The sequence below is a fragment of the Shewanella vesiculosa genome (assembly GCF_009994065.1).
Taxonomy (GTDB): Bacteria; Pseudomonadota; Gammaproteobacteria; order Enterobacterales; family Shewanellaceae; genus Shewanella; species Shewanella vesiculosa.
The window spans coordinates 18169-42603 of record NZ_JAACSD010000014.1 but is presented as its reverse complement, the minus strand read 5'-3'; the positions used below and the strand labels follow the sequence as shown (position 1 = coordinate 42603).

22 protein-coding genes are annotated in these 24435 nt (G+C 43.3%); 14 read left to right on the top strand and 8 right to left on the bottom strand.

Going from position 1 to position 24435, the window contains the following annotated elements; all coding sequences use genetic code 11:
• The first annotated feature begins 1 nt into the window (after window position 1).
• Both cyoE and GW828_RS15225 read left to right on the top strand, forming a co-directional pair.
• Entirely contained in the window at window positions 2-934 is a 933-nt protein-coding gene (gene cyoE, locus GW828_RS15230; RefSeq protein WP_273058659.1) for a heme o synthase, read from the top strand.
• A gap of 239 nt (window positions 935-1173) precedes the next feature.
• The gene (locus tag GW828_RS15225) at window positions 1174-1983 is read left to right on the top strand and encodes a hypothetical protein (RefSeq protein ID WP_273058657.1); all 810 of its coding nucleotides are present in this window, start codon (window positions 1174-1176) and stop codon (window positions 1981-1983) included.
• 60 nt (window positions 1984-2043) lie between these two features.
• Here GW828_RS15225 and GW828_RS15220 read toward each other — a convergent pair whose 3' ends face one another.
• Window positions 2044-2529 (bottom strand): hypothetical protein, encoded by a 486-nt coding sequence (locus GW828_RS15220; protein WP_273058655.1) that lies wholly within the window; start codon window positions 2527-2529, stop codon window positions 2044-2046.
• Between the two features lie 259 nt (window positions 2530-2788).
• On the opposite strand from GW828_RS15220, the gene GW828_RS15215 reads away from it, so the two are divergent.
• From GW828_RS15215 to GW828_RS15190, 6 genes are all read left to right on the top strand, one after another.
• Window positions 2789-4060: an efflux RND transporter periplasmic adaptor subunit gene (locus GW828_RS15215; RefSeq protein ID WP_273058653.1), complete on the top strand. Its 1272-nt coding sequence runs from the start codon at window positions 2789-2791 to the stop codon at window positions 4058-4060.
• A complete protein-coding gene (locus tag GW828_RS15210; protein WP_273058651.1) occupies window positions 4053-4760 on the top strand; it encodes an ABC transporter ATP-binding protein in 708 nt (235 codons plus the stop codon). The genes GW828_RS15215 and GW828_RS15210 overlap by 8 nt, the downstream gene beginning before the upstream one ends.
• Window positions 4750-7125: an ADOP family protein gene (locus GW828_RS15205; protein WP_273058649.1), complete on the top strand. Its 2376-nt coding sequence runs from the start codon at window positions 4750-4752 to the stop codon at window positions 7123-7125. Before GW828_RS15210 ends, GW828_RS15205 begins: the two co-directional genes overlap by 11 nt.
• 205 nt (window positions 7126-7330) lie before the next feature.
• Window positions 7331-8056, top strand: a complete 726-nt coding sequence (gene ompR / locus GW828_RS15200; RefSeq protein WP_182697654.1) for an osmolarity response regulator transcription factor OmpR — start codon at window positions 7331-7333, stop codon at window positions 8054-8056.
• Window positions 8057-8059: 3 nt separating this feature from the next.
• The gene (envZ, locus tag GW828_RS15195; RefSeq protein WP_124018222.1) at window positions 8060-9391 is read left to right on the top strand and encodes a two-component system sensor histidine kinase EnvZ; all 1332 of its coding nucleotides are present in this window, start codon (window positions 8060-8062) and stop codon (window positions 9389-9391) included.
• A 124-nt stretch (window positions 9392-9515) separates the two neighbouring features.
• Entirely contained in the window at window positions 9516-11471 is a 1956-nt protein-coding gene (locus GW828_RS15190; protein ID WP_273058645.1) for a methyl-accepting chemotaxis protein, read from the top strand.
• 81 nt (window positions 11472-11552) lie between these two features.
• Here the strand turns inward: GW828_RS15190 and GW828_RS15185 are convergent, their stop codons facing one another.
• From GW828_RS15185 to GW828_RS15175, 3 genes are all read right to left on the bottom strand, one after another.
• A complete protein-coding gene (locus GW828_RS15185; RefSeq protein WP_124018220.1) occupies window positions 11553-12026 on the bottom strand; it encodes a peroxiredoxin in 474 nt (157 codons plus the stop codon).
• Window positions 12027-12056: 30 nt separating this feature from the next.
• Entirely contained in the window at window positions 12057-12569 is a 513-nt protein-coding gene (locus tag GW828_RS15180; protein ID WP_182741576.1) for a DUF2937 family protein, read from the bottom strand.
• Window positions 12570-12658: 89 nt separating this feature from the next.
• Window positions 12659-13540 carry a LysR family transcriptional regulator gene (locus GW828_RS15175; protein WP_273058642.1) on the bottom strand — a complete coding sequence of 294 codons (882 nt, stop codon included), beginning with the start codon at window positions 13538-13540 and terminating at the stop codon, window positions 12659-12661.
• 179 nt (window positions 13541-13719) lie between these two features.
• On the opposite strand from GW828_RS15175, the gene GW828_RS15170 reads away from it, so the two are divergent.
• The gene (locus tag GW828_RS15170; protein WP_273058640.1) at window positions 13720-14922 is read left to right on the top strand and encodes an MFS transporter; all 1203 of its coding nucleotides are present in this window, start codon (window positions 13720-13722) and stop codon (window positions 14920-14922) included.
• Between the two features lie 153 nt (window positions 14923-15075).
• On the opposite strand, the gene GW828_RS15165 is transcribed toward GW828_RS15170, so the two are convergent.
• Window positions 15076-15969 (bottom strand): LysR family transcriptional regulator, encoded by an 894-nt coding sequence (locus tag GW828_RS15165; RefSeq protein ID WP_273058638.1) that lies wholly within the window; start codon window positions 15967-15969, stop codon window positions 15076-15078.
• A gap of 149 nt (window positions 15970-16118) precedes the next feature.
• Here GW828_RS15165 and GW828_RS15160 point away from each other — a divergent pair, with 149 nt between their 5' ends.
• On the top strand, window positions 16119-16565 hold the full coding sequence (locus GW828_RS15160) for a DoxX family protein (protein WP_273058636.1): 447 nt from the start codon (window positions 16119-16121) through the stop codon (window positions 16563-16565).
• 45 nt (window positions 16566-16610) lie between these two features.
• Complete coding sequence (locus GW828_RS15155; protein ID WP_273058634.1) at window positions 16611-17306, top strand: pirin family protein; 696 nt, start codon at window positions 16611-16613, stop codon at window positions 17304-17306.
• 68 nt (window positions 17307-17374) lie between these two features.
• Here the strand turns inward: GW828_RS15155 and GW828_RS15150 are convergent, their stop codons facing one another.
• From GW828_RS15150 to GW828_RS15140, 3 genes are read right to left on the bottom strand one after another with little or no spacing between them, the layout of a single operon-like run.
• Window positions 17375-18964, bottom strand: coding sequence for a PepSY-associated TM helix domain-containing protein (locus GW828_RS15150; protein ID WP_273058632.1), 1590 nt, complete (start codon window positions 18962-18964; stop codon window positions 17375-17377).
• Between the two features lie 15 nt (window positions 18965-18979).
• On the bottom strand, window positions 18980-19237 hold the full coding sequence (locus GW828_RS15145; RefSeq protein WP_273058630.1) for a hypothetical protein: 258 nt from the start codon (window positions 19235-19237) through the stop codon (window positions 18980-18982).
• A gap of 2 nt (window positions 19238-19239) precedes the next feature.
• Complete coding sequence (locus GW828_RS15140; protein WP_124018213.1) at window positions 19240-19557, bottom strand: hypothetical protein; 318 nt, start codon at window positions 19555-19557, stop codon at window positions 19240-19242.
• A gap of 677 nt (window positions 19558-20234) precedes the next feature.
• On the opposite strand from GW828_RS15140, the gene GW828_RS15135 reads away from it, so the two are divergent.
• Genes GW828_RS15135 through GW828_RS15125 form a run of 3 tightly spaced genes read left to right on the top strand, consistent with a single transcriptional unit; the run spans window position 20235 to window position 24318 of the window.
• A complete protein-coding gene (locus GW828_RS15135; protein WP_124018212.1) occupies window positions 20235-21533 on the top strand; it encodes a cytochrome c in 1299 nt (432 codons plus the stop codon).
• 18 nt (window positions 21534-21551) lie between these two features.
• On the top strand, window positions 21552-22031 hold the full coding sequence (locus GW828_RS15130) for a (2Fe-2S)-binding protein (RefSeq protein ID WP_101084828.1): 480 nt from the start codon (window positions 21552-21554) through the stop codon (window positions 22029-22031).
• Window positions 22015-24318, top strand: coding sequence for a xanthine dehydrogenase family protein molybdopterin-binding subunit (locus GW828_RS15125; RefSeq protein WP_182697648.1), 2304 nt, complete (start codon window positions 22015-22017; stop codon window positions 24316-24318). The genes GW828_RS15130 and GW828_RS15125 overlap by 17 nt, the downstream gene beginning before the upstream one ends.
• Window positions 24319-24435: the final 117 nt, after the last annotated feature.

Below are 24435 nucleotides of genomic sequence, written 5' to 3'. Positions count from 1 at the left end.
CATGAATAATCAAGGTCAATCTATGTCAGCACAATTAACATCACGCTTACGAGGATATGTTCAGGTAACTAAGCCTGGCATCATCATGGGCAATTTAATTTCCGTCGCCGGCGGGTTTTTACTCGCCGCACAAGGTAACGTAGATTGGACCTTGATGTTTGCAACCATGATAGGGCTCTCTTTAGTGGTGGCGTCTGGTTGCGCTGTCAATAATTGTATTGATCGCGATATCGACGCCAAAATGCAGCGTACTCGTAACCGAGTTACCGTTACCGGTGAAATATCGGTACAAGCTGTATTGAGCTTTGGCATTGGTCTGGGGATTATTGGCTTTACCATGCTAGCCATGTTCACTAACAATTTAGCGGTATTATTTGCCGCTATCGGTTATGTGGTTTATGTCGGCGTGTACAGTCTATACATGAAGCGCAACTCGGTTTACGGCACCTTAGTGGGTAGTTTCTCAGGTGCTGTGCCACCAGTTGTAGGCTATTGTGCGGTCAGTGGACAAATGGACACAGGTGCAATCATTTTGCTACTGATGTTCAGTTTATGGCAAATGCCACACTCGTATGCGATTGCAATATTTCGCTTTGATGACTATGCCGCAGCCAACATTCCGGTGTTACCTGTTGCTGAAGGTATGGCCAAAGCAAAACTGCATATAGTGCTCTACATTGCCGTGTTTGCATTGGTTAGCGCACTATTACCGCTGGCGGGTTATACAGGTATTGCCTTTATGGCCGTGACCTTTGCCACCAGTTTATGGTGGTTAGCCATGGCGTTAAAAGGTTATCGTCGCGACATCAACTTACAGTCTTGGGCTAGGCAAGTATTTGGATTTTCCATTATTACCATTACCGCATTAAGCGTGACCATGGCATTGGACTTTCAAGTTGTAGCCCAACCTGCACTGCTAACATTAGCGCCTTAAGTCCCTCAGCAAAAATTAACCATTCTTAAGCCCATTGCATAACGCAATGGGCTTTTTTATTTGATTAATCAGAATATTTTACTAGGCTTAAACTCTAAAAATTAAGCCATCAAATAGGATTTAACACTAAGGCCTAAGCTTAGTACTCGCTAAGATTTGGGGCTAAAATACACTAGCTAGACCTCTCACGGTTCAATAAGAATCACACCGAACTGTAAAGGCAAACATAAAGGGATCTTATGTTTATCATGTCACGCCCAAGTCAGCATCCAGCGCTTGCACTTAATAGAGTCAAAAATATCGTTCCGCGATTGTTGTTGCTAGTGTGCGCTTTGATCACGGTCAAATCACTTTATGCGGCCCCACAATCGCCGCCTACAGCGACTATTTTTGGTAACTGGATCATTGATAGCCCAGAACAAATCACGCTGTTACAGTTAACTCGTGACCAGAGTTACTTATACATACAATTAAACTTAATTGAGCCACAAAACAGCGTTGCTGAATGGGGTCGAATAGATATCCAGCAAGCAGATGTTCACTTTTTCCCAAGCTACAGTAGTAATCAACAACAGGGTCTAGTTGCCTATCAAATAGCTCATCCTAAATTGCACATAGCACTTACTGTCGAGTCAGCCCGGTTAGTCTTTAGTATCGACACTAATGGTGACAGCGTTGCCGATGAACAACATCACTATGACATCACTCCAAGCCAATCTGTCTATGGTGTCTGGCATCAGTTGTCGAGCCCGGCACTGAGTAGCTTGGTGCTGTTCGATAATGGCTATTACGCCATGGTGAAGATTAACCTACACCAAGACCCACAAGCTAATGAGCACTTCACCCATCTACAATGGGGGCGATTTGTACTGCAACAAAAGCAGCTGATCATTGAGCCCATGTTTAATAGCCATCCACAACAAACATCAAGCTTATTAAGCGCCATTTCGAGCATTGTTTATCAGCCTAGCAAACAGCAATTGACGTTATCTTTTATGATGGAGGCCAATCCTGATGACATCGGGATTAATCAACGATATCGACGTTAGCTCAAACCGAATATGAAATTGCATAAAACGCGGTTAATAACAGGTAAACCACGTTAACGTTTAATAGGTAGTGTAGCTATTTGCATTATCTAATTGAGCCAAAACCGATTTAACTAAACTGTCTCTCGCCACCAAATTAGGATCCATTGCAGCAAACTGCTCTAACATGGGTTCCGGTAAGTTATCGAAAAAAATGATGTACTCCTGCGTAAAATCTAGCAGTGGAACAGCTTGCTTAAACGCTTTATTTGTCGTGTTAAAGTGACTGCTATCTTTAACCCATTGCTGCATCACCTCAATCCATAGCGGTTGATCGTTTAATCTGCTGAGGTAAGATTCTGCGTCTTGTTTACTCAGAAACTGCTGCGTCTTTACATCATAGAGATATAGCGCAGGAAACTGCGGCTTAGCCGTTTGGCTAGACACCTCAGAATAAAGAGCCCCCTTTAAGTGACTACCTAAAGGCGTTATGTCTGCTGCAGTCGCCAGACCACTGGTTATGGCTACAACACCGAACAGTAAAAAAGCGATACCTTTATTATGCATGATCGTGCCTCCAAGCATGGCGAGGGCCAATCAAATCTAGAGGACTATGAGGTGAAATACTAATCGATGAAAGTTGGGTCAACATAGCAAATCCTTTTGTAAGTATATAATAAATAAACCTTCTCGCTGTTAGAGCTTATAGGCTATTTTTTTTCTGTCAACCAAGAATTAGCTTAGTTTTTAAGCATGAAATTAAGTGCTTTATTCGCCTACCTGCGTTATCGTTAACGAATAAAAACAATATAAATGGAATTATAGAATGTTTGAAATCCCCAAGGACAAAAACCGTTTTGCGCATATAAAAACGATCTCGATTATTATTATCACATGCATTTCACTCAGTTTTATTGCATTGTTTTTCGGTAAAAATGCCCTTTCAAGTTCATCATCAAATTCACCTGGTTCACTCACTGAAGTCAATCAAGGGCCTATGCTCGTCACAGTTTCAGGTTATGGCAAGTTAGTCCCTAAAACCCAACGCGGCATCAATACCATGAGTAGCGGCCACATTATTGAAGTGTTACAGCAACCTGGAAATGTGGTTAATAAAGGCGATGTGATCATTCAGCTGAATAATCCTAAACTACAACGCACAATGGAAACCAGTGAATTAGCTTTACTTGAGCAGCAGTCTAACCTTATACAGATTATGGCCGAATCGCGCCAAGCATTAGATGACCAACAAGGAAAAATGCGTTTAGCTAAAGTGCGCTTGGCCTTGGCTCAAGCAGAACTTAGTGCCCATGAAAAATTAAAACAAAGCCAAGTGATTTCAGTACTGGATCTTCATAAGGCACAAGTCGCTTGGGAGCAAGACAATGCTATTTTACAAATGGAAACAAGCCGATTAGACACGCTGCAGCAAACTCGTAAAGCCATCAATAACTCAGCACAATACCGCTTAGAAAAAGCACAAAAACAGCGAGAACTACTAGTGTCGGAAGTCGAACAACTGTCGATTAGAGCCAGTATGGATGGCATGCTAACCGAACTGGCCAGCGATCTAGACATTGGCAGGCATTTAGAAGAAGGTCAGATTGTGGGTATGATTGCCGACTTGTCGCAATACTATGCTCGGATCAACATTACCGCTAATGATGCTGAATTTGTAATCCCTGGTTTACCTGCAAAAGTAGCCATAAAAGGCATTGATATTGTCGGAAATGTTACCCGAGTAGAACCTACAGTTAATAATGGCAGCGTTGAAATAGACATTAGCTTTAACGGCAACTTACCTTCCTCTGTGAGACCCAATATTGATGTCAATGCCATCATTGAAATAGCAAACCACCAAAATACTTTAGTGATTAAACGCCCTGTTGGGGTTATTCGTGGGCATCGTCAATATTCTTTCTTTGTCCTAAATGATGAACTTGAACAATTTGAAAGGCGTGACATCAGCATAGGTGATATTGCTGGGGAGCAAGCACAAGTCACCACAGGACTTCATCAAGGCGAACGTCTTTTATTGCAAGTACCAGGGCGCCTACAAGATAGAATTCAGTTTAGTGAAGGAGAACTATATGACTAACACCGTGATTAGCCTAACTGGATTGAATAAGTCGTTTCAGCATCATTCAGGTGACAACTCGGTATTAAAGCAAATTAGCTTACAGATAAAAACCGGTGAAATGATTGCGATTCTGGGGGCTTCTGGCAGTGGAAAATCTACCTTACTGTCTATTCTTGGATTACTCGATGTAGCTGATACGGGGAGTTACCAACTGTGCAATCAAGACGTAAGTGCATTATCAGCATATCAATTAAGCCAATTACGAAATCAACATATTGGCTGGGTATTTCAAAATTTCAATCTGATTGCCGATATGACAGTCGCTGAAAATCTCGCAGTACCGTTACGTTTTAACCCCGCCATCAAAGCAACTCAATACTCTGAACGAATAAATGATGTTCTGGCCAAAGTCGGTTTAAGTGATCGAGCCTCGTTTTATCCTGATCAGCTCTCTGGTGGACAACAACAGCGTGTTGCCATTGCTAGGGCACTGATCTGCCAACCTGATATTTTATTATGCGACGAACCTACAGGTAATTTGGATTCAAACAACGCCGCAAAAATTATGACTTTATTAGGAAATCTGCATAAAGAAGGCAAAACAGTATTGATTATAACCCACGACAACACTGTCGCTGCATGCTGTCAAAAAGCTTATAAAATGCATGATGGTGAGCTTTCTCCTCTTGAAGATGAGGAGTATAGACGTGTTGTTTGATGTCAAATATGGCTGGCGAAAATGGCGTGGCCAGCGTGGTATATGGGCAGTATTAATCATCAGCCTATGCTTTTTTTGCAGTTTAATTGGTTTTGTGACTAACCTACTGTGGTTATTAAGTAGTGATAGACCGCAATGGGTAAACCAAACTTCACCCTTGATAACCGTGGCGAATCAAGATTTTAATGGCAACCTTCAACCAACATCTGAATATGATATTGCCTTATTGCAGCAATTATCAGCAGTACAAACTGTCGCTAGCGTGGCGGTACAAACAGCAGTGGTCACTGTCGGGATAAAAGAAATACCTGGTTTACGGATTGGCTTTTACACCGACACCTTATTGCCGTTACTTGGCTTACCAGAGCCTTTTTCGCAACAAGGATTTGAAGCCAAAAAGGCTATACTCTCGTCGCAGTTTTGGCACAAACATACCAATGCCAAAGCACTATCGCAGCTGTCACTGTATTATCAAAACCAAGTATTACCTATTGCGGGTGTGGCGCCTGCATCAATGGATAAATTGGGTAATATTCAAATTGACCTATGGTTACCAGACAGCTATTTACTGTTAGATGTGCCACAAATGTTTACTGATAATCCAGCGCTTTATATCAATAGTAAGGGGAATAGATATGGTTTCGCTTTATTGAATAAAGCGATTCCTATTACTCAGTTACAGCAAGCATATTCAACCCTAAGACAACAAACGCCGCGTCCGCAAGGTGGGTTTATTGATAGTCAATTTACATCATGGTTAATTGACGGTGTAGAGCTTAAGCCAATTGAACGTGACATGTTGCATAAACAGGCTTGGATATTAATGGTTTTATTAGTCTGTTTTGGGTTTATTATTTTTAGCAGCATAGTGTCGGCCTACATGCAGCAAGGGATAGTGCGTCAATCTGAAATGCAGTTAAAGTTGGCATTAGGTGGCGATAAAAAACAACTAATAAGTCAGTTGTTTAAAGAAAATATTCCCGCATTCGCTTCTCTGATTATTATTGCGCCAATATTAGGTTATGGCATTTTGCAATATGTCAGTCATATTCCTGTTTACCGAAGCTATTTCGTTACTGGTTTATCATTTAATCTCGGTTTATGGGTCGCGGCAGTAACGATATCGGTTAGTTTATATTGGCTTTGTGCACAAATTCCGATGCTGGGTATTATGACCACGCAGTTTAGCCGAGGCCAACGCGGACAAATGACCAAAGCACAACAGCGTATGAGCCAGTTAACCTTAGTGGCTCAACTCACTGTGATAGTAAGCGTTATCATCTTATCCTTGGTGCTGTCTTTTTCTGAATGGCAGAAATATCAGAAAGTCAGCTTTTTACCCGATCTATACAGTTACGAGCCCAAGGTAACCAGTCCATTATCGTTAGCACTTACTGCGCAGCAATTAGAGGGGCAATGGCAAGTTGCAGGCAAAGCAGTGGCTTTGTCCTCGGCGAGGTTCACCGCCTTAGGTGATCAAGGATTACAATATAATACGTCGAATAATTCAGGGATCAGCAAGCCAATAAATGGCCTTTATGTCTCAAGTAATTTTTTTGACTTGCTGGGCATAAAATATCTTATCCCGGCAACACTAACGACTAATAGCGTGACAGTAAATCGAACGATGGCAAGCCAGCTAGCCGACGAATTAAACTTAAATCATTGGCAAGACATACAAGGGATAACACTCAATGTGACGGGGTTTTATTACCAAAAACAATTCACCATTACAGCCATTGTTGAAGATCAACTTCATTTTGGCCTTAATCAAAGTCCATCACCTGTCATGTATTTACATTTAAGTGCGCAAAACCCGCTGTTCGCTCATCGCATTGCGCCAGTTTTTTATAGTCGTACAGCCAACCCTGAACTCGTTGGGTCGCGTATAAATGAATGGGCCTCTTTACAATCGACTCATTTAAGCTATATATCCAATGGCACTTTGGCACAACAAATTATCAATACCGATCCTGCAGGCAAATTATTATTTATGACCTCGTTTGCAATGGCGATAATGATATGTCTTCTGGTTGTTTTCACCTTGTACTATCGTTTTCATTTTGCCGTTAAAGTACAGCAACTCAAGTTGGCAATTTTACTGGCTGTCGGTGGACAAAAAAATACACTTATGTTGCACATCATTCGGCTCAACGTCAGTCTAATGGCGATTGCAGCTCTGTGTGCAGGCATACTGATGCTCGCAATAGATGACTACAGCATAAGCCTATTAGGGGTATCAATGTGGCAACCTATGTTATGGCTATATGGGATTGTGTTTTGCACTTTACTGATTATTGCAATTACATTTTTGGCCGCTAAACGCATCTTACGCCACAGTATTAGTCGGTTATTACAAGGATAATGATAAGTCGTTATCCATCACCTCATTAACCCTAAATAGTTTAATGAAAGACAACTTATGTAACTATCCAGTACTATTTATGCGATAAACAAACATTTACAGCTATTTAGTTACAATTTCTGCCACAATCAGCTATTCAAATTTAAGCGATTACACTTCATACTGAGTCATTGCTGGTATCAATTTAGTGTTTAAAGGATATGTCATGGGCCAAGAAACCTCGAAGATTCTCGTTGTCGATGACGACATGAGATTACGTTCATTATTAGAACGTTACTTGATAGAGCAAGGCTTCCAAGTTCGTAGTGCTGCGAATGCGGAACAAATGGATAGATTACTTGAGCGCGAAAACTTTCACCTTTTAGTACTTGATCTGATGCTACCCGGTGAAGATGGTTTATCGATTTGTCGCCGCTTGCGCCAACAAGAAAACCCTATTCCGATTGTGATGTTAACCGCCAAAGGCGATGAAGTAGACCGAATTATCGGCCTAGAACTGGGCGCAGATGACTACTTACCAAAACCCTTTAACCCGCGTGAATTGTTAGCGCGCATTAAAGCGGTAATGCGTCGTCAAATAATCGAAGTCCCTGGAGCACCAGCTCAACAAGAAGAAATGATTGAATTTGGTGAGTTTTCACTAAATCTTGCCACCCGTGAAATGTTTCATGGTGATGAAAGCATTGCCCTAACCAGCGGTGAATTTGCAGTACTTAAAGTACTGGTTAACCACCCTAGAGAGCCATTATCGCGTGACAAGCTGATGAACCTTGCTCGAGGGCGTGATTATTCGGCACTTGAACGTTCTATTGATGTGCAGGTTTCACGCCTACGCCGTTTAATTGAGAAAGATGCTGCTAACCCACGCTATATCCAAACGGTTTGGGGCTTAGGTTATGTATTTGTCCCCGACGGCACCACACGTAAATAAGTCATGGAACTTAAGTTAAAATGGTGGCAACGCTTTTTACCCCGCAGCGCTTTTAGCCAGACCGTATTGTTGATTGGCAGTTTACTGCTGATCAATCAATTGGTGTCTTATTGGTCTGTCGCCGTTTACTTTATCAAACCCAGTTATGAACAAATTAACCAACTGATCGCACGCCAAATCAATATTTTATTTGTCGATGGTGTTGATGTTGGCCGTGAACATCTCACCATGGTTGATGCCTTAAATGCCAAAGTGCGTGACGATGGTATGACGGTTTATAATCTTAAACAAGCTCAAGAAGCGGGACTGAACCAAGCCACTTATTACAGCTTTTTATCTGAGCAAATGTCGGTATATCTGGGCGGTGAAGCTGAAGTGCGTTTTTCGCAAGGTGAAAAACTCAATGTGTGGATTAAGCCACCACAAGCACCGACGTTATGGATTAAAGTGCCGCTGAGCAGTATTAACGAGTCAGATTTATCGCCATTAACGCTGTATTTATTAGTTATTGGTGGGCTCAGTGTCGCCGGAGGCTGGTTGTTTGCACGGCGACAAAACAGACCGTTAAAACGACTGCAAAAAGCTGCCGTCGCGGTATCTAAAGGTGATTTTCCGCCAACGTTACCATTAAGCGGCTCTACCGAGATTGTTGAAGTAACTCATGCATTTAACCAAATGGCCAACAGCATGAAGCAACTTGAGCAAGACCGTGCCTTACTGATGGCTGGAATTTCTCACGATTTACGCACTCCGTTAACCCGCATTCGCTTAGCATCTGAAATGATGGTAGAAGATGATCAGTATCTAAAAGAAGGCATAGTCACCGATATTGAAGACATGGATGCGATTATTAACCAATTTATTGCATACATTCGTAACGACCAAGAAGGCGTTCGTGAGCCTGACCAAATAAACCGCTTAATCCAAGAAATTAGCCAACAAGAGTCACATCGTGAAGAAACCCTCGAATTATCATTAGCCGATTGTCCTGACATCGCCATTAATAGTGTAGCGATCAAACGGGTGCTGAGTAATTTGGTTGAAAATGCTTTCCGTTATGGCAATGGCTGGATAAAAATAAGCTCTTATCATCAAGGTAATACAGTATGTTTTAGTGTTGAAGATAATGGCCCCGGCATTGATGAAACTAAAGTCGAGTCACTGTTTCAACCCTTTACCCAAGGCGACTCAGCTCGTGGCAGTGTGGGCTCAGGCTTAGGTTTAGCCATTATTAAGCGCATTGTTGATCGTCATCATGGCAATATTCAGTTGTCTAATCGCCCCCAAGGCGGCCTGAAAGCACTCGTATCACTGCCGATAATCGATAAAAACTAATATCACTAAACTGATGTTATGACCTATTTTCGGCCTATCTTAAACAACCTTCACTGCGCAACACAAACTGTAACATTAGCGCCATAAAATACACATAATGGTCTTTCTGTTAAGTTTGGATAGCATGAAAATATCAACTTTATCCCTCGGTGCATCGGCATTATTACTAATACTTGCAGCCTTATTAGCGGCAACAGTGCTATGGAGTAACCAGCAACGACAAGTGAGCGAACAGCTCAATCAAAATTTACAGCAAATCCAACACACCTTTCAGTTCGATGTACGCAATAATATAAGTAACTACCTGCAAACTGGGCAAAGCAACTACCTCGAACAAGCGCGTACCGATATTATAGGTATCACCAACAGCATTAACCAATTACATCAGGCACATCCGCAGCTAGATAGCACCTCGTTAACTGAGTTAATGACCCAGCTGATCAGCGACTTAGACACTAAATATCGTGCTGCCGGCAAACTAGCAGGTAATCCACGTCAATTGTTAGCATTTGCTGAATCAGAAATGCTCAACTACGCTCGCAGCCTAACCCGCTATGCTCAATCGGCCCCACAAGACAACAGCGATGCTCAGCAATATTTAGCGCTTACGCTGGAATTACCCAGCTTGGTTTATCAATTATCACAGCTAACCCAAACCTTACTAATAGACCAAGATACGGGCGTAATCAACAGTGTTAACTTCTCTATAAGTGCGCTTAATACTTGGCATGATGATTTGCAAAAACTGCCATTATTAGGCATTTACCGCACTGAGGAAGTCGATGAGTTTGCCTTAGGTGATGATGAGCCCAAGCGAGTTGAAATTGGCGAAACGCCTCGCTCAGAATTACTCAGCTTAACCCAGCGCTACAGTAAAGAGGTTGCCAATACCAAGCAAATGCAAACCGATATTCAAGCGGTACAAAAGGCGCTAATGAATGCGACTAGCCAAGTCGAGCAGCAATTAGTGTCTCTGGCCGATATACAGACAGCAACTGACCAACAATTAAAGCGCAACTTACAATGGTTGCTGTATGGCATGGTGACCTTGCTGGCACTGTTTTCGGTGATTTATTTAATCTTACAACAGCGCAGAGTTGTGGCGCCGTTAAAACGCTTAAATCGTGCTTTTTCTATGTTAAGTGAGTCTAACCAACGTGAACCGCTCCCCGTAACAAGCCAATGTGAGACAGGCCAAATTGCGGCGCATTTTAATCGACTACTGCAACGATTTGAGCAAGAGGATGAGCAGCAAAAACACAATATGACTCAAGTGTCGCACTCATTAAGCGAATTAGTTGCCAGAATAGGCTCATTATCAAATAGCACCCAGCAAACGCAAACCGTGGTGCAGCAAGCACAAGGGCAAACCGCTGATTTAATTGCGCTAGCAGAATTAGTAAACCGGTCGTCTAGCGAGTTAACGGACAGCGCCCAACAGACCATGAATGACATGCTAGCCAGCCAGCAAGAGGCGCAAGGTGTGTTGACGGCAACCGAAAATACTCTGACGACAGTCAACCAATGTAACCGTTCACTAACCCAGCTAAGTACCTCTGTCACTGATGCCGCTAAAATTGTTGATGTGATTGGTAATATTGCCGATCAAACTAACTTGTTAGCACTCAATGCTGCTATTGAAGCCGCAAGAGCAGGCGAACAAGGCCGTGGATTTGCGGTCGTAGCCGATGAGGTGCGTAACTTATCTCATCGAACCCAGTTATCGCTTAAAGATATTATGGCGATATTGACCCAATTAACGGCCTCTAATGCTGCGCTCAGTAGCAGCGTTAATGACATTAGCCAAGCATCTGAACAACAAAAAATACGCGCGCAAAGCTTGTTAACAGTGGCTAAGCAAGTACAGCAACAAGCCAGTACTATGGCAAAGAGTGCCAGCCAAGGCAGTGAACACGCTAACCAACAAGTGCATCATCTTGATGAGTTTGTAGCAGCCATGGACAATTTACTCCAGCGGGCAAAGCATGCCTTTGAACAAAGTGAGACCATTGCATTAGAAGTGAGCAACAGTGTCGATAATATCGAACAAAACTTGGGGATTGGTGCGAGTAAGGTTTAAATCTCTAACAGGCTTTTCAAATGTAAAAAGGGTGCCACATTCGGCACCCTTTTGTCATATCATCAAGCTGTTATGAACAGATTATAGTGCAGCCATTACCGCTTCTGCAGTGCTGACTTCAAATGACTTACCTTCTTCAACGTTCAGTAAAGTCACCACGCCATTGTCAATGACCATTGCATAACGTTGTGAACGAATGCCACCAAAACCTGCGGTATCCATTTCTAAGCCTAATGCTTTAGTAAAGCTGGCATCACCATCTGCAAGCATCATCAATTCAGATGCATTTTGCGCTTCGCCCCACGCTTTCATAACGAATGCATCATTTACAGCAACACAAGCAATAAGATCAACACCTTTAGCTTTGAACTCGTCAGCTAATACAACAAAACCAGGCAAATGCGCTTCTGAACACGTTGGGGTAAATGCACCCGGCACGGCAAATAAGACCACTTTTTTACCGGCAAATAATTCAGTTACATCATGGTTAACCATACCGTCTTTAGTCAGTTGGCTTAGGGTAGCTTTTGGTAGAGATTGTCCTTTCGCGATCATAATATTTCCTTAACAGTTAAATAAGAAGGGTTATCTTGGCGCCAATACTTTACGGCAGCCCAAATATAGAATAGATAATACTGATTCACATAGAATCGAGATCAATAGTCCTAACAACATACCTACCGCAATGGCTTCTGGTTTTAACAAAATAACATGCGAATAGTTTTGCCATACTTCAGCCTGAATGTCTGTTTGTGGTGCGAGAAACACTTGCTGGTAAGGACTATAACTATGTTGACGAAAACGAGTTAATGCATCAGTTAGTAGTACATAACGCTGGTAGATAGACTCAATACTCTCACCACCAGCACTGAACACTGGGTCGTTATTTTGTCGATAATGACGGATCAGTTTATTGATATCACCACCAAAAAAACGGTTGGCGTCATGCTGAAACTCACCCAAACTCTGCTTTGCCTCTAACTGATGCGCTTCTAGGCGTTGGCCGTATTGGTCAACAAAGCCGGGAACTTGAATGCCAATCAATACTCCACAAACAAACAGCACTAAACGAAGGTAGTCCATTAAATGTTTTATCATGATGTCATCGGTTACGATAAAAATAAATTCACAAACACCACAATATCACCTCTCAGTTAACTAAGCATCTTGTATAAAGGGATGTTAATTTACAAGGTTAACCTTGGCTGAATAAACTCAATAAATGCCGAGATCCGCCTAGCCACTATTGACGACTTATAATACACAGCATTAATTTGTTCACGTTCTGTTGCGATGATTTTTTCATTCATGAGCATTGGCACTAATCGCCCTGCGGCGAGGTCATTTTTGATCATAAATCCCGATAAACATGCGATACCATTACCCGCTAATACCAGTTGGCGCAGGGTTTCGCCATTGCTGGTGCTGATCGTTGGAGTAATCGCATCGCAGCCCTTTAGTGGCCATTGATTCAGCACTTTAGGTTCGGTAAAACCAAGCAAATCATGATTGGCTAAATCGGCTACCTTTTGCGGTACTCCACGACGTGCTAAATAGTCTGCCGAGGCAACGATATGTAACGCGCTGTGACCTAATGGCCGCGCGTACAAGCTTGAATCTGCTAATTTTCCAATACGAATTGCCACATCGGTGCGTTTTTCTAATAAATCGACATAACCTTCATTAGAGGTCAGCACAAGTTCGATATCTGGATAGGTTGCGCGAAAATTTTGTACTAACGGCACTAACTGATGGAACACAAATGGGCTGGCAGCATCGACGCGCAAACGCCCTTGCGGTAGTTCACCACGGCGAACCAAATCATCCTCAGCTTGCTGCAACTGCAATAAACCGCAACGAACAGACTCAACAAATTGCCGCCCTTCATCGGTTAATTCAATCCGCCGCGTGGTGCGATTTAATATGGTCACCCCAAGTTGTTGCTCAATTTTACTCACTGCACGAGACACCCGCGCAACTTGAATATTGAGTGAGTCTGCCGCAGCAGAAAACCCGCCACTGTCGACCACAGTTAATAAAATATCTAAGTCATCAGATCGCGTCAACATGGCTACCCCATTCATTAACCTCAAGGGTTATCCCGATTGGAGGTTATTAGTATCAATTACTGTTATTTATTACAAAAGTCATTTGCTAAAAATACTGTTTTTGGCAACAAAAATCTAATCAATAATAGCCGCTATTAACAGACAAGCAATTTAACTGATGACTCAAAGAGGACTACACCATGCCGTTAGCTTTACTTGCACTGACGCTTAGCGCCTTTGCCATAGGAACAACAGAATTTGTCATTGTGGGATTGCTACCCACGATGGCGCAAGACCTTAACGTGTCTTTACCCTCCGCCGGGTTACTCGTTAGCTTATATGCTCTTGGTGTTGCGATAGGTGCACCGGTACTAACGGCATTAACAGGAAAATGGAATCGCAAACATGTATTGCTGTCAGTAATGGTACTGTTTGTGGCTGGTAACCTACTAGCTTGGCAAGCGCCCGGTTACGAAACCTTAATCGCCGCACGTATTATCACAGGGCTAGCCCACGGAGTGTTTTTCTCTATTGGCTCAACTATTGCCACAGGGTTAGTGCCAAAAGAGAAAGCCGCCAGTGCAATTGCCATTATGTTTACCGGATTAACCGTCGCCTTGGTGACAGGAGTTCCTTTGGGCACTTACATTGGCCAAACCTTTGGCTGGCAAGCTACTTTCTTAACTGTCGCAATCCTTGGGTTTGTGGCCTTGATTGGCAGCAGCTTGCTGGTACCGAGTAATTTAAGCCAGCCACCAGCGGCAAAATTATCATCGCAATTAAAAGTACTGACTCAACCAAGGTTATTACTGGTCTATGCCATTACTACGCTAGGTTATGGCGGCACATTCACGGCCTTTACTTTTTTAGCCCCCATTTTAGAGCAAGTGTCTGGTTTTGAAGCTCAATCTATTGGCCTAATCATGTTGGTATACGGGATATCGGTTGCCATTGGTAATATTTGGGGCGGAAAAATGGCCGATAAAATGGGCCCAATTAAAGCGTTAAGCATTATTTTCAGCGGTCTTGCGACCATATTAGTGGTATTTAACTTTACTGCGGTTAACCCTATTGCTGCTGTGATCACTATTTTAATCTGGGGCGCTTTTGCATTTGGTAATGTACCCGGGCTACAAGTTTACGTGGTGTCACTTGCGCAGAAGTACACCCCCGATGCTGTTGATGTGGCTTCAGGATTAAATATTGCCGCTTTTAATGTCGGAATTGCTCTTGGATCTTGGGGAGGTGGGCTAATTGTTGCTAAGGCAGGACTAATGCATACCCCTTGGGTTGGTGCTGTGATTGTGGTTATAGCGCTAGGATTAACACGTTTCAGTGGCTTTCTGGACAAGAAAACTAACGTTAGCAAGAATGTTCAAATGAGTGTTCAAGCGACTAGTTAAAGGAATAGGAATTAGGAATAGTTAAGCGAGTTGTTTAGCAACGACATCAACGTCGATATTCAATATCACAATTATGCTGATTAGATTGATTAACGCCAATGTGAGCTCGTATCTGCGACCTCGCATTGGTCGTTACTGTGTTCTCATCAGATGCTACAAACCCCAGTCGGCGTTAGGTAAATGCTCCACAAACCAGTCAAAAGCGCGACCTTGATGATCTTTATGCCAGGCAAGATACAAACTCTGATTTGGCCTTGGAATTGAACATTTTTTTTCAATTAATTCACCACTGTCAAAGTAGCATTGCACCATATGCTTAGGTAAAAAGCCAATCCCGAGCCCTTGCAATTGGGCAGCTATCTTGGTTTCCATGGTGTTCACTTTAATCACCTGCTTACTTTTAAACAGGCCACTGCTGCGTGTCGGCAAAACTTGTGCGGTATCAGCAACCACCACTGAAGCGTATTCAGTGAGCTTGTCAGCTTCTAACACGCCATCAACAAACGCCAATGGATGATGCGGTGCTACTGCAAATACAAATTCAATTTCACCGATTTTATGGGTTTGAAATACGCCTCGAGGTAACTCGCCAGATGCACCAATGACAATATCGGCACGGCGACTGTGTAATGCATCCCAGCCTCCGCCGACGGCTTCGACATCGATACTAATGTCGACTGAATGATCTAATTGGTTAAATTGCTCAATCAACTGGAACAGTGGCGCTTGAGGAATGACAGTATCGCGCGACAGCCGAATTTCGGTTTCCCAACCTGACTCTAACTGCTGCACTGAATCAATCAGCCGATTAGTGGCGAGTAAGATTTGCCGTCCTTGTTCCAGCACAATTTTGCCTGCCGGCGTCAGCTGGGCTTTTTGTTTTGTTCGGTCAAATAATGCCGTGCCCATATCATCTTCAAGTTTTTTGATGGTATAGGTCAATGCTGACGGAACCCGATACAGTGACGCGGCCGCAGCAGCAAAACTGCCTTTACGCTCTATGGCATCTAGCGCCCGTAATGCATCAATCGTAATGGCATGGTGCATGGCTAACTCCATATTCAATTATTTTGAACTATGAGCTCAGTTTATTCCGATTTTTTATTCAATCAAGTCTCAATATACTCATTATCAATCGGTGAGAACTACTCACAACAGTATTTATATTATGTTTAAATTTATTGAGGATAACTATCATGAAAGCACTAATCAAAAATATCACTCGCTCTACCGCTGGTTTCAGTACCTTGGCATTACGTGTACCAGTTGGGATTATTTTTATGGCTCACGGTGCACAAAAATTGTTTGGTTGGTTTGGCGGTTATGGTTTAGAAGGCACAGGACAATGGATGACATCGATAGGCATGGAACCAGGCGTATTAATGGCGTTTATGGCTGGCAGTGCAGAGCTTTTCGGTGGCTTGTTCATTCTATTAGGCTTACTGACTCGTCCAGCTGCGGTGGTGTTAGCGTTCACTATGGTCATCGCCATTGCTAGCGTACACATCAGTAACGGTTTATTTATGGCAAATAACGGTTATGAATTTGCGTTAGCACTGTTGGCTATCACAGTGTCACTGGCAATATCGGGTTCAGGCAGAGTTGGGATAGATAACGCCATTGCCGCGAAATTAGCTAAGTAAGCCAAGCTTATATTCTGTATTTAGATCACGCTTTAGGAGCACATTATGATTACATTACGACTTGCAAGTGAACGCGGTAAAGCTAATTTTGGCTGGTTAGACAGTAAGCACAGCTTTTCATTTGGTAGCTATTACGATCCAGAGCACATGGGCTTTTCAGCGCTACGCGTCATCAATGATGACAGCGTCACTCCAGGTGCAGGATTTGCTACTCATGGCCACCGTGACATGGAAATTATCAGTTACGTACTTGAAGGCTCTATCGCCCATAAAGACAGCGAAGGCAATGTTGAAGTATTGCCCGCTGGGGAATTTCAATTGATGTCAGCCGGTAGCGGTATTAGTCACAGTGAATACAATGCATCAAAAACTGAATCACTGAAGTTTTTGCAAATTTGGATCCAGCCAAATACCTTAGGTAACACGCCTGGATACCAACAAAAAAACTTTGGTCAAGCAGTAGGACTAACGACGATAGCTACGCCAACGGGTGATAAAGGTACCTTGCAAATCAAGCAAAATGCGACATTGTCACAACTGATTCTGGCGCCTAACTCTGAAATAACCTATCAGGTCGCTGTTGGACGCAAAGTATACGTGCATCAGGTGGCTGGAGAGCTAAGTATTGATGAGCAAAATCTGAGTGCAGGAGACGGTGCTAAACTCACCGACATCACCACAGTGACCTTGGTTAATCCAGCGGACACTCAGTCAACAGCACTGATTTTTGATTTGCCCTAGATCAGCCTGGTTAATGATTAAGCCTGTGATAGTGTTGTTCACAGGTTTAATCAATTTATATCAATCCATTATCCATTGGCAGCTGTGATATTTTTAGCCATTGTTGGCAGCGAACAAGGTGATGCTCTTAACTGACTAGCAGTCCATAAACACACTACTGTTATCAGTATCATGCCGACTTGGATGCCGATGACGCCATGATAACCACCTTGCCATAATGCTAATATTTGCTCAGAAAACAACAACCAATCTGCCACAACAGTGATGACTAATATGCCACTGGTGAGTAACAGCAACTGACTGATATGACGCTTAATATCACTCACTTTTAGACTGTACAACATGACGGCCAACAGTGACGTTACAAAACAACCCACCAGCCATTCTCCTCGCCCTATTAAGGCTGTGGGTAATAGTCGTTCACACAAAAAACCAACTGCTGTCGCCACAATAATGCCACCACAGCCGCCAATCGTCATGGCAGTTACGAGAGCAATACTGCGCGCAGAAGACTGGCGCTGAGCACTGCGTTTATTAATCCATAGCATATTGCCTGTCACAATCATGGCACTGATAGCTAGCGCCAAAATAAAGTACAAAATACGGATATCTAAGCCTGCAAAGTTACTAAAATGCAATGTCACTAATACATCTCTACCTTGACGAAACACATTGTAATTATCGGCATTAACCTTATCCATCACAGTGCCGTCCTGAACCCGATAGGTCACTTCATCTCGTTGGGCAAAATTAACCGTGTCGGTTCCACGTACTTGTACCAGAGCATTATCGGCGCCGTAATGGTGGAAAATAATATTCCGTAATTCAAAATTCGCTTGCTGTGTAGTGTGTTCAATTAAGGTAAACGCATTGCTCATATTCAGTGGCATTTCACTGCGAGGTTCGCTGCTACGGTTAAAACCGGCATCATTAAACAAAGCTTGTCGATCGCCCTGATAAATAAACACCACAAAAGCCAGCTGAAACACTATGGCCAAGTTAAGGATCAAGCCACTCAACGCATACATCAAAGTAAAAGGTAGTGTCATCACCCCAACAACAGTATGAAGATCAAGTAATTTATCCCGGCGTTGTTTATCGACACGATACAAAAAGAAATGTTTCAGTAATTTACGCGCATGGATAAAAATACCCGAGACTAACGCAAATAGAAAAATCAGCGTCACCACACCAATTAAATAACTGCCGCCAGGCAGATCAAGGTTGTAATGCAGGCGGTAAATAAATTGTGATAAATAAAAGTCATCCTTATCAGCCACAGTTTCACCGCTTTTAGGATCAACCAGTATCGCCATTGACTGAGATGCTGATTGTGGATCGTCTCTCACTTTGTCAAAGTAAAAAATATAATAAGGTACTAGCTGGGTCGGCATATTAATCCGAAAACGGCCAGTTTGATCCATTGGGTATTCAGCCCTTTTTTGCTCGACAAGTTTTGCTAAAGGAATATCGACTTGAGTAGGATCAATTGGATGATGCGGGGTGACGGCCCATTGAGTGATCTCATCGTGAAATAAGGTTACGGCTCCAGCCCAAAAAACCAAAAATAATAACGGTGAAATAATTAGTCCAAGCCAGCTATGGGCTTCGATAAGATTTTTAATGACCTTGTGCTTAACGGGATAATCAGACTTCATTGAGGTATTCATGACTTAAGTTTGAGAAAAAAATAACAACGCATTGATAAGGCTACTGGCCATAAGCCATTTTACACATACGACACTGGCCGCCTTTGCACTATTGCGGCTATAACAAAATGTCATCATCCCAACCCACACACAAAAACCCAGCATTAGCCCCACAAATAGTTTTACATCAACAGCAGCCGGCAATATCCGAAAGACGATGAGCATTAAACTGATGGCCAGTACTAATCCCCATAAAAATGCAGCAACAGATTTAGGCCACATGGTTATTTAACCCCAATAAGGAGGATACTGACAAACAATGCAAAGCCTAGCGAACTGACCCAGATGCTTCGACCTTTATAGTGCGAGGCCACCAGCACCAGCAATATCCACATGGTCATCATGCAAATCAGCACCACTAAACTGGCAACTAATACACTGTATGTATGACTAAATCCCCACACAGAAAATAACACCGCTAAACAGCACAAGCTCCAAGCTAATAATTTAGGGAAAGGCAAACTAATGAGCTGCTGTTTGTCAGATGCCAAATAGGCAAACAAACAACCAAGCCATAAAGAAGATACACTGACAAGTTCCATTTGATACAATCCCAAGCCGATTAACGCAAATGATAATGATTTGCATTAATTATCCTAAATGTACTCGGTTATTACAAGTAGAATGTCAATCAGGCTTAACAATAACTCTGGATCGGCAATCTAAAAGCGCTTTATCCACTTAGCGATACCACTGCCACAATGGTATCTCCAGGTGAAAGGCAGAGTTGCTAAGAGAATTACCGCCTTGAAACAAGCCACCTTAGAGGTAATCACATGGTTACGACCTTATATAATCATGGAACAAGTCAGTCATAGGCAAATGAAGGCCACTTAATATATAAAGGAGTCAGTCAGAAAATAGGGGGGGGTTAAGACCGCACGTCCACTCGCTCATCAATCTTGTTGTACCTGTCACATTTGTCATAGAACGCTATGATTAACGCAACATAGAGTAAACCTAAAAAACGGTTAACTAACATAAAATTAACTATAATATTTTTTTTACCGTACTCAATGTTACTTGTAAGCACAGTGCTGTATTATTTTATTCTAATGCAATACAAGATCCGTCATTATCAATGCTGGACAAAGGGCTATCCCTTGCTTAGGATTAATATTTGACCAATCACAATAATAATACAAAGTCGAACAGGGAATGTTAAATGAGATATTCCCTTCTCTAATATCATTTTTTATTTAAAATAAGGCAATGTTATATGCTAAAGCGCATCGTTTACGGCGTATGTGGCGCAGCTATTGTTGGATTAGGTATATTCAGTATATATGCTTGGCACCCAGCAATTGATCCCGTCGAACCTACTCAAACAGATTACTCTCCACACGTTATAGAACAAGGTAAAGTCTTAGCCGCAGCAGGCTATTGCAGTACTTGTCATACACCACCGGGTGGCACCGCCTATGCTGGTAACTATGAAATGCATACTGACTTTGGCACCATTTATTCAAGTAACATCACTCCTGATGTCGAAACAGGCATTGGTAGCTGGTCGCAAGCCGCTTTTGCTCGAGCCATGCGCACTGGTGTGAGCCGCGATGGACATCATTTATTGCCTGCGTTCCCTTATGAACACTTTAATAAAATGACCGACGATGACATAAACGCGATTTACGCGTACATCATGACGTCAGTTCCGGCAGTTAACCAAGCCAAAAAAGACAACGGTATTCCATTTCCACTCAACATCCGCTGGTTTCAAGCGGGTTGGAAACTGCTGTTTGCTGACACCCAACCTTTTGAGATCAACAGCCAGCAATCTGCAGAATGGAACCGTGGGGCTTACTTAGCTGAAGGTATTGCTCACTGTGGTGCATGTCATACACCACGTAATGCGTTGGGCGGCGAAAAATATGCACAAATGTATCAAGGGGCTGCCATTGATGGTTGGATAGCACCATCATTAACATCAACGAGTACTTCACCTCTGCCATGGCGCGCGCAAGACTTTTACGAATATCTTACTACTGGTAACTCGCCTTACCATGGTAGTGCGGCAGGCCCAATGGCGCCGGTTATGCACAAAGGTCTGTCAGCTCTACCTGACAGTGACATAGAAGCCATTAGTGGATACTTTGCTGAGATTGCCGGTACCAATAATACCGACGAGCCTGACTCAAGTAGCACCTTACAGGCAGCAATAGCGGCACAAGATCAACAACCGGATCAGCGGATTGATCAAGGTGCACGTTTATATGCGACGGCTTGCCAAGCATGCCACTACAACAGCGACCAATTAGTGAAAGGGCGACCATTGATTACTATTGGCTCAGCAACACATCTTAATGATCCAAGCAACCTGATTAACGTAATACTGGATGGCGTACGCAGCGACCAAGGGATTAGCGGCGTTGTAATGCCAGGATTCCGCGATGCACTTAACGATGATGATATTACCGCTATAGCAGCCTATTTGCGTCAAGCAGCTGGGGAAAACACCTGGCCGAAACTACAACAAAAAGTGGGCGAGATCCGCAATCAACCCCGATTTGAGCACTAATTCACTGGAGAAGTGACAATGGCAAAATTTATTTTAAACGGCAAACCGATGACTGCCGACGTAGAGAGTGATACTCCTCTACTGTGGGTTATTCGTGATGAACTGGATATGACAGGCACCAAATTTGGCTGTGGTATTGGTACCTGTGGTGCCTGTACAGTCCATGTTGGCGGCCGAGCTACACGTTCGTGTATAACCCCGATATCGTCAGTTGAAGGAGCTGAAATCACCACGATTGAAGGACTTTCTGAAAAGGGCGATCATCCATTGCAAATTTCTTGGCAAAAACTGCAAGTACCACAGTGTGGTTACTGCCAGTCGGGCCAAATTATGCAAGCTGCAGCACTACTAAAAGACATTCCAGAGCCTTCAGACAAAGACATTGACGCTGTGATGGGCGGAAACTTATGTCGTTGTATGACCTACGTTCGTATTCGTAGCGCCATTCATGAAGCAGCAAACGCAATCAAGGAGAGCAACGATGAGCAGACTGCCTAAACGTGGATCGGCTGGGATAACCCGCCGCGGTTTTTTAATTGCCATGACAGCGGTAGGTGTCAGCTTTGGTTTTCCTCGCCATTTAATGGCGGCAATGGATCCGGCTAGCCCTGACGGTAAAGTATTACCAAGTGAAGGCGACATTTACGAACCGTCTTTATGGTACTCAATCGATACCGCCGGCAAAATTAAAGTCAACATTATGCGCTCAGAAATGGGCCAACATGTCGGTACTGCTATTGCTCGTATTCTTGCTGATGAACTAGAAGCGTCATGGGATGATATTGAAATTATCCATGTCGACAGTGATCCACGCTGGGGTTACATGGTTACGGGTGGCAGCTGGTCTATTTCGCAAAGTTGGCCTGTGTACCGTCAAGCAGGTGCTGCTGGTCGTACAGCGTTAATTGAAGCTGCGGCTAAAAAATGGGGCATCGCTGCAAAAGACTGTAAAGCCAGTAACGGTAAAATTATCTCAACTAAAGGCGAGCTATCTTACGGTGAATTAGTCACCATGGGCTTAACACGTCAGTTTACTGAAGAAGAACTGAAAACCCTGCCGCTGAAACCTAATGCCGATCTTAAACTTGTTGGTCAACAGGTAACGTCTCTTGATATCGCCAACAAAACCAATGGTAAAACCATATTTGGTATCGATGCGAAAGTTGATGGCATGGTGTACGCCAACCCTATTCTGCCTCCTACACGTTATGGCTCTAAAGTCGTTAAGTTTGATGACTCTGCAGCAAAAGCAGTAAAGGGCTATCAACAAACTATCGTACTAGATGATGCCAGTGGCAGTGTGCCAGGATGGTTAATGGTTATCGCCAGCAGCTTCAATGCCGCCCAAAAAGCCTCGAAGCTGGTAAAGGTTACATGGGATGCGGGTAAAACGGCCAACGTGTCTGAAGCAGACATAATTGCTCATGGTCAAAAATTACTTGGCGATCAAACCAAAGGCAGTATTTTAGACACGGGCAATGCTGACACTGAGCCAGCATTTGCCAGTGCCAAAAGCACCATTGCAGAAGAATACATCACCAGTACGGTATTACATGCGCAAATGGAACCGCTTAATGCCTTGGTATTTAAAAACCAAGACGGTATATGGGAAGTGCATTCAGGTTGTCAGTGGCAATCACTTACCCTACCCGTATTAGCAACAGCATTAGGTGAAGAAGAAGCTAACATTGTTATTCGTAGCTACATGTTAGGCGGCGGCTTTGGCCGCAGACTTAACGGCGACTACACCATTCCAGCGGCATTGACCTCTAAAGCATTAGGCGGTAAACCGGTTAAAATGGTGATGATGCGTCCACAAGACATGTTATTTGATAGCGCACGTTCTGCATCAGTTCAACAGCTAAAAATGGCATTTGATGACAAAAAAGCGGTTACCGCAATGGAACATCACGCCACAGCAGGTTGGCCAACTCAAGTATTAGCCCCAGGATTTATGCCTAAAGGCACCAATGGTGAACCGTATGATCCGTTCTCGATTGCCGGCGCAGACCATTGGTACACTGTTGGAGCTCAAAAAGTACGTGCGGTATCCAATGATCTTGCGATTGCGACCTTCAGACCAGGTTGGTTACGTTCAGTTGGACCAGGTTGGACAGGTTGGGCTGTTGAAAGCTTTATGGATGAAGCGGCACATCACGCGGGTAAAGATCCATTGCAGTTCCGCCTAGACATGCTCATTGCCGAAGGCCGAAATGCTGGTAGCACACCCGTTGCTGAAGGTGGCGCGGCTCGCCAAGCCGCAGTACTTAAGAAAGCTGCTGAGATGATTGGTTGGGGTACTCCACAAGCCAAAGATACAGCGCTTGGAATTGCATCAACCTTTGGCCAAGAGCGTGACATGCCAACATGGGTATCGTGTGCAGTACAAGTTCATGTCGACAAAAGCAACGGTATTGTCAATGTTCAGAAACTGTATATCGCTATCGATGCTGGTATTATTGTTGACCCTAATGGTGCTGAAGCGCAGTGTCAGGGTGCGGCATTATGGGGATTATCGATGGCCTTGTATGAAGGTACTGAACTGCTTAATGGTCAGTATAAAGACTCAAACTTCGATACTTATACCCCGCTGCGTTTAGGTCAAACTCCAGACGTTAAAATCGAGTTTATCCCGAGCAAAATGCCACCCTCTGGATTAGGTGAACCGGCGGTAACTCCTGTTGCGCCAGCGATTGCCAATGCAATCTACCAAGCAGTTGGTGTGCGTTTACGTAAAATTCCGATGAAACCTAGCGACGTGAAAAGCGCGTTAACTAAAGCATAATTTATCTGCACTAATAGCCCAGTCTTTATCATAATGACTGGGCTTTTTTATACCCACTTAACCTCATCATTGCCATTGCTTGAATAGACAGTGAAGCCAATTTCAGTATAGAACTGA